Origin of the sequence: Virgibacillus salarius, from assembly GCF_039521925.1 — a bacterium.
Lineage (GTDB): Bacteria > Bacillota > Bacilli > Bacillales > Amphibacillaceae > Virgibacillus > Virgibacillus salarius.
Genome location: NZ_BAAACY010000120.1, coordinates 18,712 through 37,414, shown reverse-complemented (window position 1 = coordinate 37,414; position 18,703 = coordinate 18,712). Strand labels below are relative to the sequence as shown.

General features: G+C 37.6%; 16 protein-coding genes and 1 pseudogene. 2 read left to right on the top strand and 15 right to left on the bottom strand.

Annotation, left to right across the window (positions count from 1 at the left end):
• Positions 1-10: 10 nt before the first annotated feature.
• The 4 genes from ABDZ84_RS15265 to ABDZ84_RS15250 all read right to left on the bottom strand — a co-directional run bounded on the left by ABDZ84_RS15265 (position 11) and on the right by ABDZ84_RS15250 (position 5,429).
• Positions 11-1,909: a beta-N-acetylhexosaminidase gene (locus ABDZ84_RS15265; protein ID WP_026682088.1), complete on the bottom strand. Its 1,899-nt coding sequence runs from the start codon at positions 1,907-1,909 to the stop codon at positions 11-13.
• A gap of 96 nt (positions 1,910-2,005) precedes the next feature.
• Positions 2,006-2,887 carry a carbohydrate ABC transporter permease gene (locus ABDZ84_RS15260; RefSeq protein WP_026682089.1) on the bottom strand — a complete coding sequence of 294 codons (882 nt, stop codon included), beginning with the start codon at positions 2,885-2,887 and terminating at the stop codon, positions 2,006-2,008.
• Positions 2,888-2,957: 70 nt separating this feature from the next.
• Positions 2,958-3,824: a carbohydrate ABC transporter permease gene (locus ABDZ84_RS15255; protein WP_026682090.1), complete on the bottom strand. Its 867-nt coding sequence runs from the start codon at positions 3,822-3,824 to the stop codon at positions 2,958-2,960.
• 324 nt (positions 3,825-4,148) lie between these two features.
• On the bottom strand, positions 4,149-5,429 hold the full coding sequence (locus tag ABDZ84_RS15250) for an ABC transporter substrate-binding protein (RefSeq protein WP_051388370.1): 1,281 nt from the start codon (positions 5,427-5,429) through the stop codon (positions 4,149-4,151).
• A 904-nt stretch (positions 5,430-6,333) separates the two neighbouring features.
• On the opposite strand from ABDZ84_RS15250, the gene ABDZ84_RS15245 reads away from it, so the two are divergent.
• The gene (locus ABDZ84_RS15245) at positions 6,334-7,059 is read left to right on the top strand and encodes a GntR family transcriptional regulator (RefSeq protein ID WP_026682092.1); all 726 of its coding nucleotides are present in this window, start codon (positions 6,334-6,336) and stop codon (positions 7,057-7,059) included.
• A gap of 420 nt (positions 7,060-7,479) precedes the next feature.
• On the top strand, positions 7,480-7,881 hold the full coding sequence (locus tag ABDZ84_RS15240) for a secondary thiamine-phosphate synthase enzyme YjbQ (RefSeq protein WP_026682093.1): 402 nt from the start codon (positions 7,480-7,482) through the stop codon (positions 7,879-7,881).
• A gap of 93 nt (positions 7,882-7,974) precedes the next feature.
• Here the strand turns inward: ABDZ84_RS15240 and ABDZ84_RS15235 are convergent, their stop codons facing one another.
• The 11 genes and pseudogenes from ABDZ84_RS15235 to ABDZ84_RS15185 form a co-directional block, all read right to left on the bottom strand.
• Positions 7,975-8,169 carry an alpha/beta-type small acid-soluble spore protein gene (locus ABDZ84_RS15235; RefSeq protein ID WP_026682321.1) on the bottom strand — a complete coding sequence of 65 codons (195 nt, stop codon included), beginning with the start codon at positions 8,167-8,169 and terminating at the stop codon, positions 7,975-7,977.
• A 199-nt stretch (positions 8,170-8,368) separates the two neighbouring features.
• Positions 8,369-9,547, bottom strand: coding sequence for a pyridoxal phosphate-dependent aminotransferase (locus tag ABDZ84_RS15230; protein WP_026682320.1), 1,179 nt, complete (start codon positions 9,545-9,547; stop codon positions 8,369-8,371).
• A 401-nt stretch (positions 9,548-9,948) separates the two neighbouring features.
• Complete coding sequence (locus tag ABDZ84_RS15225; RefSeq protein ID WP_051388398.1) at positions 9,949-10,206, bottom strand: hypothetical protein; 258 nt, start codon at positions 10,204-10,206, stop codon at positions 9,949-9,951.
• 217 nt (positions 10,207-10,423) lie between these two features.
• Positions 10,424-11,392: a sugar phosphate isomerase/epimerase family protein gene (locus ABDZ84_RS15220; protein ID WP_026682318.1), complete on the bottom strand. Its 969-nt coding sequence runs from the start codon at positions 11,390-11,392 to the stop codon at positions 10,424-10,426.
• An 18-nt stretch (positions 11,393-11,410) separates the two neighbouring features.
• Entirely contained in the window at positions 11,411-12,451 is a 1,041-nt protein-coding gene (locus tag ABDZ84_RS15215; protein ID WP_026682317.1) for a Gfo/Idh/MocA family protein, read from the bottom strand.
• Between the two features lie 21 nt (positions 12,452-12,472).
• Positions 12,473-13,434 (bottom strand): annotated as a pseudogene (locus ABDZ84_RS15210) (Gfo/Idh/MocA family protein).
• A 7-nt stretch (positions 13,435-13,441) separates the two neighbouring features.
• On the bottom strand, positions 13,442-14,164 hold the full coding sequence (locus ABDZ84_RS15205) for a ThuA domain-containing protein (protein ID WP_026682316.1): 723 nt from the start codon (positions 14,162-14,164) through the stop codon (positions 13,442-13,444).
• Positions 14,165-14,215: 51 nt separating this feature from the next.
• On the bottom strand, positions 14,216-15,232 hold the full coding sequence (locus ABDZ84_RS15200; RefSeq protein WP_343782109.1) for a Gfo/Idh/MocA family protein: 1,017 nt from the start codon (positions 15,230-15,232) through the stop codon (positions 14,216-14,218).
• A 15-nt stretch (positions 15,233-15,247) separates the two neighbouring features.
• The gene (locus ABDZ84_RS15195) at positions 15,248-16,330 is read right to left on the bottom strand and encodes a Gfo/Idh/MocA family protein (protein ID WP_026682314.1); all 1,083 of its coding nucleotides are present in this window, start codon (positions 16,328-16,330) and stop codon (positions 15,248-15,250) included.
• An 81-nt stretch (positions 16,331-16,411) separates the two neighbouring features.
• Positions 16,412-17,233, bottom strand: coding sequence for a carbohydrate ABC transporter permease (locus ABDZ84_RS15190; RefSeq protein WP_026682313.1), 822 nt, complete (start codon positions 17,231-17,233; stop codon positions 16,412-16,414).
• 11 nt (positions 17,234-17,244) lie between these two features.
• Positions 17,245-18,570 carry a carbohydrate ABC transporter permease gene (locus ABDZ84_RS15185; protein ID WP_026682312.1) on the bottom strand — a complete coding sequence of 442 codons (1,326 nt, stop codon included), beginning with the start codon at positions 18,568-18,570 and terminating at the stop codon, positions 17,245-17,247.
• Between the last annotated feature and the right edge of the window lie 133 nt (positions 18,571-18,703).

The following is an 18,703-nucleotide window of genomic DNA, read 5'->3' as shown; positions in this document are numbered from 1 at the left end:
CCTTCTATCCTTAAATTGGCAGTACGTGAAAGAATACATTAGGTGATGCCATCCGATAATAATAACTTGACCATCCTAAGCCTGTAGAGTTTTCAATGTCATGATAATACAATCTTTTTTGTTCCAATTCGTCAATAAAATCGATTTCTCCACTTACATACTCATTAATTCGATAAATAGCAGTTTCCAGCCTTGACTTTAAGCCACCGTAGCGAATATCAATTACTTCCCAGCCAAACGGCTTATGCATATGTAGCCATTGTTTACGATGGGCCAAACGTAACACCTCTGCTTTATCTATTATTTCAGGAAGTACCTGATCTGCAATATGCTTTAATTCTTTGTTATCCCCTCTATCATAGGCTGCTTTTAATTGTACACCGATCGTTGCTTTCACACTCAACAATTCAGCCAACTTTTCTGGGACATCAAAAATATAATCCAACGCATTATTTCCATCTCTTGATACACGTATCTTGTTTGCTAATGCTTTGTAGTGGGAATATAAATCAAGTCCTTCCACATGTTTATCAAATAAACCCAATAATACATCTTGCCATAGTAAAAATTTTGATGGATTCGTTTGTTCCTTATTATTTGAATCTACACCAGGTATGGCATCAAGCTCATTTAATAGTAGGTAAGTCTCTGCATCAATACCGGTGCAAAACTTCACCCGATCATGAAGCTTGCTTCTATCCAACGTTCGTGCATACGCATGCTCAGCATATAATTGTAACCCTAACATTGCTGAAAAATAATTATTTTCATAACCGTCATCTCCCCATAGCGTTACAAATACGTCTTGAATACCCTCTTGTTTACAAGCCTGTAATGCCGCATCACTTGCCCCAAGAGACAAGCCATAATTTGTGGCAAATGTATTCCAAACCCATATTCCACCTGCAAAGGCAGGCTTCCTTCCGAATGCTTTGTGCTTTTTCATCATTGCCAGATATTCTTCCTTCTTCGTATGTGCATAATCCCAATACATGAGGGTAACATTCTTCGGTGTTGCTTCAATTATTTCATCAGGAATTTCAGTCATTAAATCATAATGGGCATCCCCCGTTTTAGAGGCAAGCTTCATGAACATATCACTCCACATCATTGGCATCAGTCCATTTTCGTCCACAATTTCAAGCACTCTATTCAGGTGACTAGTCATTAATTCCAATCTATCTTTATGTCCGAATTTATTTAGATACACGCCTCTCCCAAGTTCTTCTGCTTCATCCATACCAATATGAATTCGCTTACTTCGGAAAGGCTTCGTTACTGACTCTATCATGTCTCTAACAAATGTATAGGTAGCTTCACTTTCAACTAACAGTACACCGCGCGTATCCTTTAATCCACTTGCATCACTCCATTTTAAAAATTCCTCTAAATGAGCAAGTGTTTGAATACATGGTATAAGCTCAATACCAAATTGATGGGCATAATCATCCAGCTGGTTTAATTGATCTAGAGAATACCTTCCCCTCATATAGCCGAAATATGGTTGGCTTTCAATTTCATATACATCCTCCATGTATAGCATTGCAGAATTAAAGCCCATTAGTGCTAGCTTACGAAGCATATCCTCAAATCGTTCTGGTTTCATTACTGCGTTTCGTGATAAGTCAAACATTGGACCAATAGTTTCAAACTGTGCATCCTCTTCAATATGGAATGTTTTTGACCGAGCATAGTTCTCTAACAACAAGCCTAATCCTCTGAAGAAAGCCGCTTTCTTATCATAGACAATTTCCCCTTGACCATTCTTTAATGAAACTGACAACCCTTTATCAGCTTGTTTAATTAAAATAGGGATACCATCTTCTGCTAATTCAAAATTCAAATCTGATTGTAATTCTTTTATTGCAGATAACAGATTATTTGTAGCGCCTTTCAGCATTAGCTTCATAACTAATTCCTCCAATTTCCATTATAGAATATGAACATCTAAATTTATAACTTAGTTAGAGATTATATGTGCCAAAGTGTCCGTGTAATCCTACGTTTATCCTTTTACTGCACCTGAGGTTGCACCTTTTTCAATTGTTTTTTGTGCAAATAAGTAAAAGATAATGACTGGGACTACTGTCATAGCTATAGCAGCTGTCATTAATCCATAATCTGTCCCATACTGAGAGCTAACATGTGATAGCAATACAACAATTGGCCGAACATGTTCTTGTTCAACTAATACAAGAGATGTGAACAAATCATTGTATGACCATAAAAAGACGAAGGTCCCTACTGTACCAAATATCGGGAGCGAAACAGGTAAGAACACTTTCGTAAACATCTTCCAGCGACTGCAACCATCCATTAATGAAGCTTCTTCTAATTCTTTAGGTATGGTAGCCATATAGCCACTAATGACCAAGATAGCAAACGGAAGATTTCCTGCTGTTTGCGGAATAATCAATGCCAAGTGCGTATTAACAAGCTCTAAATCTATCATCATCCGATAAACGGGCACGATAGTTGCAAATGCTGGAATTAATAGACTCATAACTAATATCGTCTGTAATGCCCCGCGTAACCGGAAGCTTAATCGAGCCATTACGAAGGCTGCTAATCCACCAAAGAATAATACAAAAAAAACAACTGAACCAGACATAATAAAACTATTCAGATAACTTCTACCGATATCTATTGTATCAAATGCATTGATATAATTCTGCAATGTTGGATCAGTTGGTAGTTTAAATGTATCTGTAATGATTTCTCTTGATGGTTTAAAGGAGTTTAAAAATACCCAGACTAGTGGGAAGATGGTTGAAATCGACCATATAATAAGAATGGTGTATATAAAAAGTTTTCCATACTTCGATTTTGAAAAGAATCGACCTTGAAATTTTTCCCAAAATGTAAGTCTATTAACTTCTGTACGCAAATCTTTTCACCTCTTTTTCTAATTAATAAGGTTCAAAAAATCATTGCTAATTTATACCTGTTAAGCATCTTTAATATGTTACTTCATCTTTATTACCCAAAAGCTTGTTTGTTAAAAATGCTAGAGAAAGCCCAATTACGACCATCAGCACCGCTAATGTTGCTCCGTAACCAATCGCACCATCATTAAAGGCTTTTTGATACATATATGTACCCAGTACCTCGGAGGATCTTGCTGGTCCTCCTCTTGTAATAATATAAACTAGTTCAAATATCTTCAGAGCACCTGTAATCGCTAGTACTAGACATGTTTTTAAGTCACTGACGATAAGTGGAATCGTTAATTTGGTCATTCGTTGAAAACCTGTTATACCTTCCAGCTTCGCTGCTTCGTAGTAATCATCTGGAATTTTTTCAATTGCTGTTAATATGATTAAAAAGTAAAACCCTACATAACTCCAAATTGTAGGAATAGCAACCATATAAAGCGAAGATTGTTCTGTAAGCCAAAGCACTCTATCAAACCCTAATCTCACTAATATTTCATTAAGTAATCCATTTCGATGATTATAAATTAATGTGAATAGTAGCCCGATAGCAGCACCAGAAATAACGATTGGAAAGAAGAAGGTTGTACGAAAGAAACGAACACCGTGTTTTATGGAGTCAACCATTACAGCTAATACCAAAGCAATACCTACCTGGAAAACAGCTACATACAGCATTAATTCTAATGAATTTAACGTTGCACCAATTGCAATCTCATCTTCAAAAAGTCTTTTGTAGTTATCCCAACCGATAAATTTAGAATTAAAAAAACCATCGGTGTTATAAAAACTTTGAACAATATTTTCAAAAAAAGGATAATACAAAAAGATTGCTGAAATTAAAAAAGCAGGTGCTAAAAAAAGAAATATAACTAATCTATCACCCTTCATAATAAACCCCTTTTTGATTTTATTTGCAGGAGGAGGCTGAGACAAATGTGTTTTTTATTCACATAATAATCCGAACGATTTCACCTGAATCAATTCGGATTATTTGTTTACTTGAAACAGGTTCTATCATGGCTCCAGCAAAATACTGCGCTTCGTATCAAAATTCGGCTTTTGGGTTAACTATTTTTGCTTCGCCCCAGACCCTCTTCCTGGCCATTTGAAATATACTCCCTTTCCACAGACAGCGCTTTCTTTATCGTCAGTATATATCCACTTACTACTGGAACTAAACAGTTGCTGCTTCTATTCAAACATTTTGATTATTTACTCTAGAGCAGCAGCCTCCTCCAGAACGTGTTTACCTGTTTTCTCACCGCTAACAATTTGTGGTACACTTGTACGAATATGCGTAAATGCTTCAGGTAAAATCCTATCATTAATTGGTGAAGCAACTGCATTCGCCTCCTCTACCATTTTATGACCTGCAGCGATATTTTCTGGTAGATCTGTTAATGCTCCCTTCGCAGGAACCTGTCCAGTAGCTTCTGCAATTCGTACAATATTTTCCTCAGATGTTAAGAAGTTAAAAAGCTCAACAACTGCATCACGCTTTTTATCATCTTCATAAGCCTTGGTACTGATGAACCATCCCTGTGAAGCACCACCTACAACATCACCAGTAGAGCCTCCATCACCATATACCGGCATTGGTAATACAGCTATATTTTCAGCAATCTCCTCAGGCATTGCCCCCCAAGCCCATGATCCTTCGAAAAGCATCGCAGCTTGTTCCTGATGAAATAGGCTGGCAGCGATGGATAAGTCAATTGTACCTGCGTCCTCTGGGAACGCTCCCATTTCAGCATGTTCCCCAATCTTATCCAAGCCTTCTGCCCATGCAACATTTTGATCAGCCAAGCTCGCGTTATAATTTTCAATTCCACCTGCTGCTAGTGCATAATGTTCAACTACATAATAAGAATCTTCGGTAGATGCGGCTACTGGAATAATATCTGTCTCTGCAAATTTCTTAATTGCCTCTTCATATTTCTCCCATGTGGTTGGTAGTTCAACACCATGTTCCTCAAATAACTTCTTATTTACAAATAATCCTTCATAAAATCCAGTTTGTGGTGCAGCGTAAATATTCCCATCTTCACGACGTTGCTGTTCTAGCATGGAATCATAATTTGAAAGATCAACACCTTCAGCCTCTTCCAAATTCACTACTTTACCAGCTTCAATAATTCCTTCAGCATCTACTGTATTAAAATAAAACATAAGATCTGGTTCATTATTTGACGTAAAATCAGTATTTACTTTAGTACGTATCGTTCCTGCATCAGCAGATTGCGATTCATTAATAATCGAAACATGCTCATTATCAGCTTTAAACTCTTCTAAAAGCTTCTCGAATACTTCTCCTGCTGGATCGGTACCTGCCATTGTAGTAACAACTCTTAATTCAACATCTTCCTCTGCGTTGGCTTCTTTACCGTTTGATTCCCCTGATGAATCAGTATTTTCATCACCGGTACAAGCAGCAAGAAGTAGTACGCAGATTGACATAACAAATAGTAAAAAACAAATACTCCTTTTTTCCAACATGATTTCCCCCTTGTTTTGTTATTACAAATAATACAACTAAAGTAACATTTAGTTGTCTATACCGATAGTACCAGTTTTCTGAAAAATGTCAATATTTATAAAGTGGAATTTCAATTAGTTGAGAGTCTTATTTATCTTCTACGGATGGTTAGTACCACGAGGGTATGGCCTAAGGCCCTGAAACCAATCGGACATTTACTGGCAGTCCACCCCACACTTATCCAGATTGCTTTCTCTTTATTGCTTGAAGCGAGGGGCTTACTGCCAGTTATATGCGGGATAAAAAAATAATCGTTATCATCTATTCAAATAAGTTTGTTATATCATTTTACTAGCACCATTTATCATGATCAGCTTAATTACCAGCTCAATACCTAATCAAAACAACTAACTGCTTTATGTAAAGCGAACTCTTGAAAGCCGATGCAAAATTGGTTCCGTACAATTTTTAGTTTTGTAGTAACTATTACCCATGATAAAGGACTCCAATGAATAGTAATCGTCAACTGAATTTATGATTTTCCGTAAAAATGAGTGCAGAAATTCCGTATATATGAAGAAATTTTGCCTCCATTGACTTGATTCACTACGTCCTAAATTATTTATATAGGTACATATACCAATATATTTTTATAAACGCTTTAATTATTTATAATTTTCTATTAAAAACAACAACTTCGCTAGACAACTATATAATTGGGTGCTATTCTAAAAATATATGCCTAAAAAGCTAAGTAACATTACCCATCTAAAGAAACATGAAAAATAACTTCCGTTAAAAGAGCGTCCAATATAGCTCGCTTAGGACACTCTCCAAAATGGAGGAAAACCCTAATAAAACCATACTTGTTTACATATATTCAATATTAAATGTAAATATAGATTTCAAGGAGATCTTAAAATGATTAATAAAAACTCCCCCATCCCGATCTATCATCAGTTGGAGGAATATATTAAGCAACAAATTGAAAATAATGATTTAAAACCAGGTGATGTACTACCGTCCGAACGTGAATTTGCTGAAACATATAATATTAGTCGAATGACAGTAAGACAGGCCATTACTAATCTCGTAAATGATCAGCTTCTTTATCGAATTAAAGGTAAGGGCACTTTTGTCATGGGTCCAAAATTTGAACAAAAGCTTCATGGCCTTACGAGTTTTACGGAGGAAATGCGAGCAAGAGGCATGCAAACGAGCAGTAAGCTTCTTCATTTTGAAATTGTTCCTGCCAACAATGAACTTGCATCACAGTTGAATATTCCGGAATATGCACCTGTCTATGAAATCAAACGAATTCGGCTAGCTGAAGATATTCCGATGGCATTAGAGCGTACCTATATCCCAGCAAATTTAGTAATGGGTATTACGGAAGATATTGTTCAGCATTCACTATATCAGTATATTGAGAATAACTTACAATTAAAAATCACGGACGGTTTTCAAGTCATCGAAGCAGCTATTGCCACAGAGGAGGAAGTAACGCATTTACAAATAGAAAAAAACGCACCTATTCTTTTAATGCAACGAACGACTAATTTAGAGAACAAGCATACATTAGAAGTTGTGAAGTCCTCTTACCGTGCAGATCGATACAAATTTATGATTGATCTCGTTAGACATTAGTTTTATAGAGGAACAGACAAAGCGTTCTTTCTTTTCGAGGAGTCTACGTAGAGTAGTCTTTTGTTCATCTTCAGAAAGGGCTGTTCTATATCGACCACTAAATTCTTTCTAATAAGGCATAACTGCGACGGATTTTATCAAGATATTTTTTATAGTCTAGGAACTCAAATAAAATTTGCCCATGTGGATAATTATGGGCGTATTGACCCGCGTCCAGCTCAGCACCCAGATACGATGCAAATTCATGAATCGTCCTATGATAAGTCATCATCGGCTCGCAAGCTCACCGTGATTCCTTTATTTCCGTTGACTCGCTCCGGTCACTACATTTCTAATCGGGTGCTTCCGCTTTTTTTATTTCATTTTCCTCTTCTATTCACGTAATAATACTTATAAACAAGAAGGAAAGGATGATGTATCATGAATACAATATTTTCTATTGCTTCCAAAAAACATTCGGAGATGATCGATATTACTGCCCAATTAAAAAGCTGGGTTGGTGAAAATAATATAAGAGATGGAATTTTAGTTGTACAGTCCATGCATACAACAGCCGGAATTACAGTAAATGAAAATGCAGACCCAGATGTGAAGTCGGATATGCTAATGCGCTTGGATGAAATTTATCCATGGAATCACGTTCAAGATAAACATGTTGAAGGAAATACTGCTGCTCATTTAAAAACAAGTACTTTAGGGCACGCACAAACACTAATTATTGAAAATGGAGACCTTGTCCTTGGTACATGGCAAGGAGTTTATTTTTGTGAATTTGATGGTCCTCGCCAAAGAAGATTACATGCAAAGGTAATCTCCTGCTGAATAGGACACTTATGACTTATAATTAAGGAGTACCATAAGAAAACCAAAGCTGAAAAAGGAGGACCTTAAAAGTGTCCTCCTTTTTTCATATAACTACTTTCGATTAGCGAGATCTTGTTCAGCGATTTTTATCATTCGCTTCACCATTTCGCCCCCTACGGATCCATTCTCACGTGCAGTTGTGTCAGCTCCAAGCTCAACATGCTGCTCATTTGCGATTTCATATTTCAACGCATCCACCGCATTTTGTGCACTTGGTACTACTAGCTTATTACGATTTTCTGCCATTGGAATTCACTCCTAGGGAAAGTAGTAGAACAGTATAAGACTGTTCTCTCTTACTATGTGATTTTTTTAGGAAATTACACATTTTTTAACTTTTCCCATACCTCCGTTCGTTTTACTACTTTTTTAAGGTTCTACTTTGCCGTCATCTCCCATTGCTTAACAAAGCTCAATAATTATAAATTGGCTCTGTTTGTCAATCCTACTTTGTAAATAGTTTGAGTTTACCAATTCTCTCCACGGCTTCTACCAGACGTTGCTCAGTTACAAGCAATCCAACCCGAATATAACCTTCTCCTCTATTTCCAAAACCGTTCCCTGGAGCTACCGCAACATGCGCCTCTTCTAACAAGAGATCGGCAAAAGACTCGGATGTAAAGCCCTCTGGAACGGGTAACCAGGCGAAAAAGGTTCCTTTCGAAGGTTCTACCCTCCAACCAATCTCTTGGAGTTTGCTTACAAAGACATTTCGACGATGTTCATACGTTTTGACAAGCTTGACTACTGCAGACTGATCTCCAAGCAATGCTTCTTCAGCAGCTTTCTGTATTGCACCAAATATACTGACATACAAATGATCTTGAATGAGATTAAGACCTTCGACAACAGAATGATTTCCAACAGCAAAGCCTACTCGCCATCCTGCCATGTTATACGTCTTTGACAAGGTATACACTTCTATGCCAACATCCTTTGCTCCTTTAGATTGCAGGAAGCTTTGAGGCTTTTTCCCATCAAATCCCATTGCTCCATAGGCAAAATCGTGAACAACACATGTATGGTATCTTTTTGCAACAGCAACTGTTTCATCAAAAAACGCTTTGCTAGCGAGTGCTGCCGTTGGGTTATTCGGATAATTTAAAAACATCAGCTTTGCCTGTTCCCATTTCCTCCTGCAAATTTTAGAATAATCCGGTAGAAAATGGTTCTCTACTAGTAATGGCATTAACGCTATCTTTGCATCAGCTAATGCTATACCTGACATATAATCTGGATAACCTGGATCTGGTAGTAAAGCTAAATCACCAGGATTAAGTAGACATTGGCTTATTTCTACTAGACCAGCTTTAGCCCCAAACAAAATAGCTACTTCAGTATTTGGGTCAAGGTTTATATTATATTCACGTCTATAATATTGGGAAATAGCTTCTTTTAGAAAAAATTGGCCTCTAAATGGTGAATATTGATGATACAAAGGATTTTCAGCTGCCTCTTGTAATTCCTTGACAACATGAATAGGAGTAGGTAAATCTGGGTTTCCTTGACCTAGATTAATTACATCATGACCTTGTTCTGTTAACCGCTCAACCTTCTGCACAAGATGGGCAAAGAATTGACGCGGCAACCGTTTTAATGTATTTGAATAAGTAAAGCTTTGCACGTTCTTCATCCCCTCAGCATGAACATACTATTTTATACATGTTAGCTATTGTACGAAGAATTGTAAAGATCTTTCAAAATAGATTGACAACTAGAATAAAAAAGTAAGAAAATATGTTTTAAACTCTTTGTATTGTCAGGAAAGGTTATCGTTGGAGAAAACTAATCTTGTTCATACATATAATTCCTAAATGAGCAGCAATTGGAGGCTAGTAGCATGGGAGAATTTCTTACCATATTAAGAGATATCATTTTACCCATTTTCATCCTTATGACCATTGGCTTCTTTTTGAGAAAAAATTTAATCTCGATTTGCAAACATTAGCAAAGCTTAAATCTATTTAGTACCTAGCTCACGGATATTGTTTTAACCGATGACAAATTACAATTAGTTTTTTCTCTTTATGTTTGGACATTTGGTAAGTGTTTCGTAAAATAAGCGGCAAGTACTAATAAAAGTATGGAAATTCCCCAGCTAGCAATCCCCATTAGCTGAAACACGTATGCTACATAATTGATACATGCGGATAATAACAAGCAAATAGGCGTAAGAGCAGTCTTCATCCCTGTCACTCCTGCCCTCTTACGATTTCTTATAATAACGAAACCTGCGATCAGCATTACAAATGGAATGATACTCCATAAACCATCAGCTATCATCTTCATTTCCCCCTTCTTTTACAACGATTAGATGTGAAACTTCAATTATTAGGAATCCTACTGTCAGTTATATGTGGGGTAAACAACAGTGTATTACCTTCATTCTACCTTTTTGAAAAAAATATTCAAATTGTGAACTTCGGCGTTTTCCCTGTGAACTTCATCATTATTCAACTACAAACAACCCCACAGCAACTATGCTGTGAGGCTGTTCGCACTACACCCACCACATCTCGGTGGGCGCTTCTTTAATCGTTACCCTTTTTAAGTTCTTTACAACTGCTTGAAAGCCTTCATCAATGGACATGATTGGATCTTCATGCTCAATGCTAATTACATAATCATACCCATACGTACGTAACGCACTAATGATGTCGGACCATTCTTTTTCACTATGACCATAGCCGACAGAGCGAAAAGTCCAGGCACGACTTTGGACACTTGCGTATGGCTGCATATCGGTAAGCCCATACATATTAACATTATCTTGATCAATATACGTATCTTTTGCATGAAAGTGATGAATTGCATTTTCTTTTCCTAAAATTTTTATTGCAGCAACAGGATCGATTCCTTGCCACCACAAATGGCTTGGATCTAGATTAGCACCGACAGCATCGTTTGTCGCTTCTCTTAATTTAAGCATCGTATACGGAGTATGCACTAGAAAGCCTGCATGTAATTCAAGGCCGATTTTCACACCATGATCCTTGGCAAATTGACCTGCTTCTTTCCAGTAAGGAATCAATTTTTTCTCCCATTGCCATTTGAGTATATCTGAATATTCGTTTGGCCATGGTGTAACGGGCCAATTCGGATATTTCGATTCCTCGTTGGAACCTGGTGTGCCAGAGAACGTATTAACAACTGGCACATTCATAAGCTCCGCTAATTTCACCGTTTTCATAAAGGTATTATGAGAGGATTGTGCATAATTCTTATTTGGAGAGACTGGATTATCGTGACAACTAAATGCACTAATCGTTAAACCTCTTGAATGAATTTTATCTAAGTATGCTTTTCGTTTCTCTTCACTTGCTAATAGTTCGTCGACATTACAATGTGCTGCTCCAGGGTTGCCGCCTGTTCCAATTTCAACTGCTTCAAGCCCTGATGCTTCGACATAATCAAGCATTTCTACAAACGATTTTTCTGCAAATAATACAGTAAATACGCCTAGTTTCATTTGTCACTCCACCCTTTCTTATGTTAATTTCACGCTGCTTCCAGTTTTACTACTTTGATAAATAGCATCGATAATTTTCGTTACCTTTAATGCCTGTTCAGGTTTTACTACTAATTCCGCTTTCCCTAAGCAGCTATTAACGAAGTTTTCTGCTTGAGCAAATCCAGCCTTAGTTTCATTATGTTCTACCTCAGCATCGCTCTTCATAAATGTTCCAAGCCTTGGTTGATACAATTCAAACGGATAGACACTTAGCCCCCCATCTACTCCAGAAATACTTAGATGCTTTGTATCTTCTTTAATATTGGCTGACCATGAACACTCTAATAACATGGAAATGCCATTTTCAAAGGTAATATAGCCAGATACATGGTCATCGACATTAAAGGTTTCATGATCAAAGCTACCCCAATCGTTAAGTTGATTCGGTAGTTTACTTAATCGATTGTATGTTGTACCCATAACCTCGACAGGCCTCGGATCTCCTAATAACCAGATTGCTAAATCTAGCAAATGACAGCCATAATCAATTAAGCTACCTCCACCTTGTAATTCTTTGTTGGTAAAAACCCCCCAACCAGGTACCTTTCTTCTTCGCAATGCTTGAACCCTTGTTACCAATGGATCGCCAATTTGCTGCTGTAAAACTGCCTGTTTCGCAAGCTGTGCTGAATCTGTATGCCGATAATGATAAGCGATGGCCAACTGTTTATCTGCTTTATCTGCAGCTTCTACCATTCGCTCACACTCAGCCGTCGTCATCGCCATCGGCTTTTCACATAGTACATGAACACCTGCTTCCAATGCGGCCACTGCAATTTCTGCATGAAACTTATTCGGTGTACAAATGACAACTGCATCCACAACAGTGAATAATTCATGATATTGCGCAAACGTTTGTGGTATCGAATAAGCTGCTGCTACTTCTAAAGCTCGCTCTTGATTAACATCTTGTACGGCAACCAACTCCACGCTTTCTTGTAATTCTTGAAACGCTGGAATATGTCTACTTTGGGCGATTCCGCCTACACCAATCAAACCTACTTGTAATTTATCCATAACTTACCTTCCTATATTTTTCTAATATTGTTTGGTTTTACTAGATTCTAAAGCTGTCAACATTACGTCAAGTGACTTGAGTCCTTCTTCGCCATTAATAAGAGGTTCTGTGTCATTAAGAATCGAACCTACAAAGTGATCCATTACATGAGTTGAGGTTTGCCCACCTGCTTCATTAGATTGAATACCACCCAAATCATGCTTGGTTACTTCTCCATTTACATAATGTACAATAAAACAATAGTTCGAATCAGCTTCTAAACGCATGATGCCTTTTTCACCATAAAACGTTGTCGCATTATCCTCTTTTGAAACATAAAGCCCAGCTTGCTGTTCCGATAATGCCGCTTTCCGTTTTTAGAATACATACAGAATTATCATCAACATCCGTCTCCGTTTTAGCATTTGTCTCCACAAAGGCAGCTACTTCTCTAATTTCTTCGCCAAGAAGATAACGAATTAAATCTGCCTTATGTACACCCATTGCTCCAATGAAAGCTTGATCTTTTTGGAAGAACCAGCTCGCTTTCCCATCGATACTCCAACCTTCTGGTCCGCCATGATCAAATGTCGTTCGGAAGCTATATATCTTTCCTAACTCACCGTTTTCAATAATTTCTTTTGCTTTCTGGTGAGAAGGTACAAATCGTTGATTATGACCAATCATTAACTTTTTACCATATTTACTCGCAGTAGCAATCATTTATTGCGCCTCTTCTCGGCTTGTTGCCATTGGCTTCTCACATAACACATGACAGCCAGCCTCCAAAGCTGCAATAGATACAGGGCTTCTCTTTCTCCAACAGTTCTTGGTAATTTGTATAAGCATTCGCTTGAAAGTCTATTGCTATCTCTTGAACTCGCTCATGAATGATATCACAGACAGCAACAATTTCGATTTGATCGTTGGCTTGATATTCTACTAAATGTCTATGTCTAGCAATACTTCCACAGCCAATCACCGCAACACGTAACGATGCCATTTCTAATCTATCCTTTCTTGGAAATTTCTTCTAACGGTTGTTTATTACCATACGTTGGCTTTTTACTTTTGGGACTCGCGGCCCATTTCACACCATTAGTAATAATTCGTTGGATTTCTTGATTATGATAGGTTGGATACGTTTCGTGTCCTGGTCGAAAGTAGAAGATTTTCCCTTGCCCTCGTTTAAATGTAGCCCCACTACGGAAAACCTCTCCTCCCTCAAACCAGCTGACAAAAACCAATTCATCTGGCGCAGGTATATCGAAGTGCTCTCCATACATTTCTTCCTTCTCGAGTTCTACATATTCGCCAACACCCTCCGTAATTGGATGACTTGGATCTACTACCCAAAGCCGCTCTTTATCATCTGCTTCACGCCATTTCAAATCACAAGTTGTTCCCATTAGCTTTTTAAATACCTTTGAAAAATGTCCGGAATGTAAAACAATTAGCCCCATTCCCTCTAGAACACGTGTCTTTACCTGTTCTGCAATCGCTTCTTCAACCTCCTCATGTGCTTTATGTCCCCACCAGACCAAAACATCCGTTTTGTCTAGTACTTCATTTGTTAAGCCATGTTCTGGTTGATCTAGTGTAGCTGTTTGTGTCTTAAAACCTGCTTCCGTTAAAAACCGGGCAATAGTATGATGAATACCCTTGGGGTAAATCGCTTCAACTATTGGATTTTCCTGTTCATGACGAAATTCGTTCCAAACTGTGATTTTCATCTTGTAGTATATCCCCTTCGCCTATTAAGTTTTTTAATTCTTATGTCACCATTATTTTGTTAACATTTTGTTAATTATAACTCGCCTTCCTTCTTGATGTGATCGAACAGATGCTTCATTTATTAACGTAAGTTTTATAAAATCATCCTTCGTAATGCTTGGTTGTTTTTGTTCTTTAATTGCTTGTAGCCATTGCTCCAATGGTCTTGGCTTATCAGTCATTGGCTCATCCATTAACGTCCAATTATTTTCATTTACATGCATGCTTTTTATTTTCACTTCTCCCTCTTCTGCCAGTAAAGTTCCCTCTGTACCATATAATTCCAATTGAAATGGGCTGCCATGTGAAAGAAAACTCGTTTCAATAACTCCCAATGCTCCAGACGTATACTCGACCGTGACGACAGCTGTATCATCCACTTGATCACTCTCCTGCTGTTGTAAACGTGCATAAAGAGCTTCTGCCTTTCCTGCTAAACGATTCATTAAATAAATGGGATGTGCTCCGAGATCTATTAAAGCCCCTCCACCTGTCTGTTCCTTTCTGAAAAATCGTTCTGGGAGCCAGCCACGATCTTCTCCTTCATAAATAACACCACCATTATGTGCAAGACGACAGCGAATCATTGATAGCTTCCCAAGCCAGCCTTGCTCAAGCGCTTTCTCAGCATACAAAAACTCTTTTTCTACAAGTCTAGGAAGTGAAAGCATCACTTCAACGCCTTGCTCTTTGACAGCTTCTAGAATTGCTTCACAGTCTTTTACCGTTAATGCTAGTACTTTTTCAGTAAATATATGCTTTTTATGCTTAGCTGCCTTTATAAGTATTTCTTTATGTCTATGAGTCGGTGTCGTTACGATAACAGCATCAATGGATGGATTTGCACAGACACAATCCAAATCCGCTTCGAATGGTACACCTAACTCCCTTGCCCATTGCTCACCTCTTGCTGTATCTTCATCCCAGACCATTTGAATATTTAATGCTTTATTATCCTTTGCTTCACGCGCGTAGTCGTCCGCGTGAACATGCCATCTACTCAATAATGCTATTTGGATGATTGTCATCTACCTCCTTCACTATTAATCAAAATATACAGCCTTACCAGTTTTGGCAGATTGATAGATTGCTTCTAGTATTTGGGTTACCACTAAAGCTTCCTTCGGTTTTACAATCGGTTCGTTATCCTGCATAATTGCATCAATCCAAAGGCGTGCTTCTAAATCAGCTGCACTTTCTGTTTCTCCATCATAGAAAGCGACACCTCCAGCATCTAAATCTACATTTGTTGTATACAACTTACCAAATTCTTCTCCATTAATACGTAATCCATCCTTCATGTCTGCACCACCATCCGTTCCACTTAATGAACATTTGGCTTCATCAACGTCTAATGAATTTAGTGCCCAGCTAGATTCCAGAATGATTGTAGCTCCATTCTTCATCGTAATAAATCCAAACGCTGAATCCTCAACTGTAAAGTCTTTTGGATCCCATGCCCCCCAAGGATTAGCTGCATTTTCTTTCTTACCTAACTGATGATGTGTTGCTCCCATTACAGCTTTAGGTTCATAATTGTCCATCATCCAAAGGGTTAAATCCAATGCATGTGTACCAATATCAATTAATGGTCCACCACCCTGCTTTTCACCATCTAAAAACACGCCCCAGGTTGGAACAGCACGCCTGCGAATTGCATGTGCTTTTGCAAAATAGATGTTCCCTAAATCGCCACGCTGACAAACCTGTCGCAAATACTGACTATCCTGACGAAAACGATTGTTATAGCCAATCGTAAGTTTTTTATTTGACTTCTCTGCAGCAGCCAACATTGCTTTTGCTTCCTCCGTTGACTTTGCCATTGGTTTTTCACACATGACATGCTTCCCAGCATTTAAAGCAGCTATCGTAATTTCTGCATGAGAGATATTCGGTGTACACACATGAACGACGTCGATAGATTCGTTAGCTAAAAGCTCCTTATAATGCTCATATATCATGGCATTAGCAACGCCATACTGATCGGCCGCCTTCTGGGCTTTTTCCTTTTTTGAATCGCAAAATGCTATTAATTCAACCTCACTAATTCTTGATAGACTTGGTAAGTGCTTACCAAAAGCAATTCCTCCACAGCCGATTATTGCAACACGTAGTTTTTCCATCATATTGATCACCCTTTATATTTAGTAGCGAATTCCATGTATATTGCCTAGTAAATGATTGTTTCTATATTGACATTACACTGTTTATTCTTTTACCGAACCAGATGTTAACCCGGAAACGATTCTTCTTTGGAAAAGGAGCACAATTATTACAATTGGTATGGTAACAATAACAGTAGCTGCTGAAATATCCCCCCACGGAATAGAGAATTGACTCTGGTACATGGATATCCCAACTGGAACTGTACGCCATACATCATCACTATTTATAGTTAATGCAAATAAGTATTCATTCCATGCAGCAATAAAAACTAAAATACCCGTTGTAAATACACCAGGAGCTGCTAAAGGAAAGATTATCTTTCGAAACGTCTGGAATGGGCTAGCACCGTCCAGCTTGGCTGACTCTTCTAACTCATAAGGTATTTTCTGGAAAAAAGTCGATAAAATCCAAATGGATAGTGGTAGGCTTATCGTAATATACGGTATAACTAGCCCTAGATAGCTATTACGTAATCCTAAACCTGTAACCAAATTAAACATTGGTGAAATGATCGCTATTTGCGGAAACATTGATGCCGCCAATACAAGCCCTAAAATTAATCCCTTACCTTTAATTGGTAATCGTGTTACTGCATAGGCGGTAAAGGATGCAAATACCAAGGATAATAAAGTAGTTAGTATCGATACCACAAAACTATTTAGCATATAGCGTAATAACGGTCGATTCGTCAATGCAGCCTCGTACGATGATAGTGATGGATCAGTAGTAAACCATTTAAATGAGGAAAAGATTTCATTTGTTGGTTTAATAGATGTTAAAAATACCCATATGAAAGGGAACATAACTAACAAGACAAATACGATTAAGAAAAAGTAAAATCCAATATTTCCACGTTTCTTCATGACTTCCCTCCTCATTTTGTACGCCCAGCAAATAAATCAGAGCCGATTAGTTTCACATAAATAAAGCTGATTAGGGCTACAAATAAGAAAACGATTACAGAAAGCACGGAGCCCTCTCCAAAATTCTGTTGGGCAAATAGCGTTTTATATGCATATACGGAGATCGATTCCGTAGCATTTGCTGGACCCCCACCAGTCAATACAAAAATTAAATCAAATACACGAAACGCATCAAGTGTTCTAAATAATAAAGCAACAAGTATCGAAGACTTTAATAATGGTAATGTAATTCGCCAAAACTGCTGAAATTTATTAGCTCCATCCACATTTGATGCTTCATATAACGAATTGGGAATTGTCTGTAGACCTGCTAATAACAGTAATGCCATATAAGGAGTTGTTTTCCAAACATCAGCTAATATAATAGAAAACATTCCTCCAGAAGAAGTAGATAGTAACCATGATGCATCTGGAATAATATTCAATACTTCTAAGTAATGTGCAACAATTCCTGATTGTCCATCATATAAAAATCCCCACATCATGGCGGCAACTGCTGTAGGAATTGCCCAAGGTATTAAAACCGATGCACGTATAATGCCTCTTCCTTTAAACGCACGATTGATTAGTAACGCAATGCACATACCAAGTATCAGTTCTAATGCGACTGTAACTACAGTGAAAAAAGTTGTATTCCAAATTGATTTCCACATACGTGCATCCTGTATATATTTTGCATAGTTATCAAAACCAATAAAATTTGATTTTAAAATAGCTTTTGCAGTTGCACCTAGTAGATCTGCAGCTTGCTGATAATTATCTGCCACTGCACTAGCTTCACTAGCTTCGGCAATCTTCACTAATTCAGCTTGATAACCTTTTAATGCATCACGATATGTTTCAGCAAAGTCATTATCTATCTTCTGATATTTCAGCTCAGAATCTGTAACTGGTTGGAAGTTCATAATTAATTCATCAACTTTGCCTACTTTTTCTTTCGTCTTATCATCCTCTAGCAGTTGGGAATGATAATTGTTAATTTCTTTATTTATGTTCGTAATTGTGGAGGTTATTTCTTCATCTTCTGCAGCAGTTGCCAACTCCTCTAGTTGACTATTTATATAAAAATGATTATCTACATATCTCTCTAGATCGATAGTCGCACTCAACATAAGCTCTGAACGATTCGGATCATTTAATCGATAATCAAATAAACTATTCCAAAATGATTGAGCAACTGGCCAAAGAACAACAACAAACACAAGAATTAATGAAGGTATTACCATCGCATATCCAAGCTGCTTCTCATTTAATTGAAAACTTCGTTTCTTCCTCATGGTTACCTCCCTATTGCAAGAGTAGTTAATTGAAAACCAAAATACTAGAGCCTGTAAGTTTCTATTAATAAAGTAAAACTTCAATCCGTGGAGTTTTTTTATCCCTCACTTACCAATATTGGTTTCAATCTTG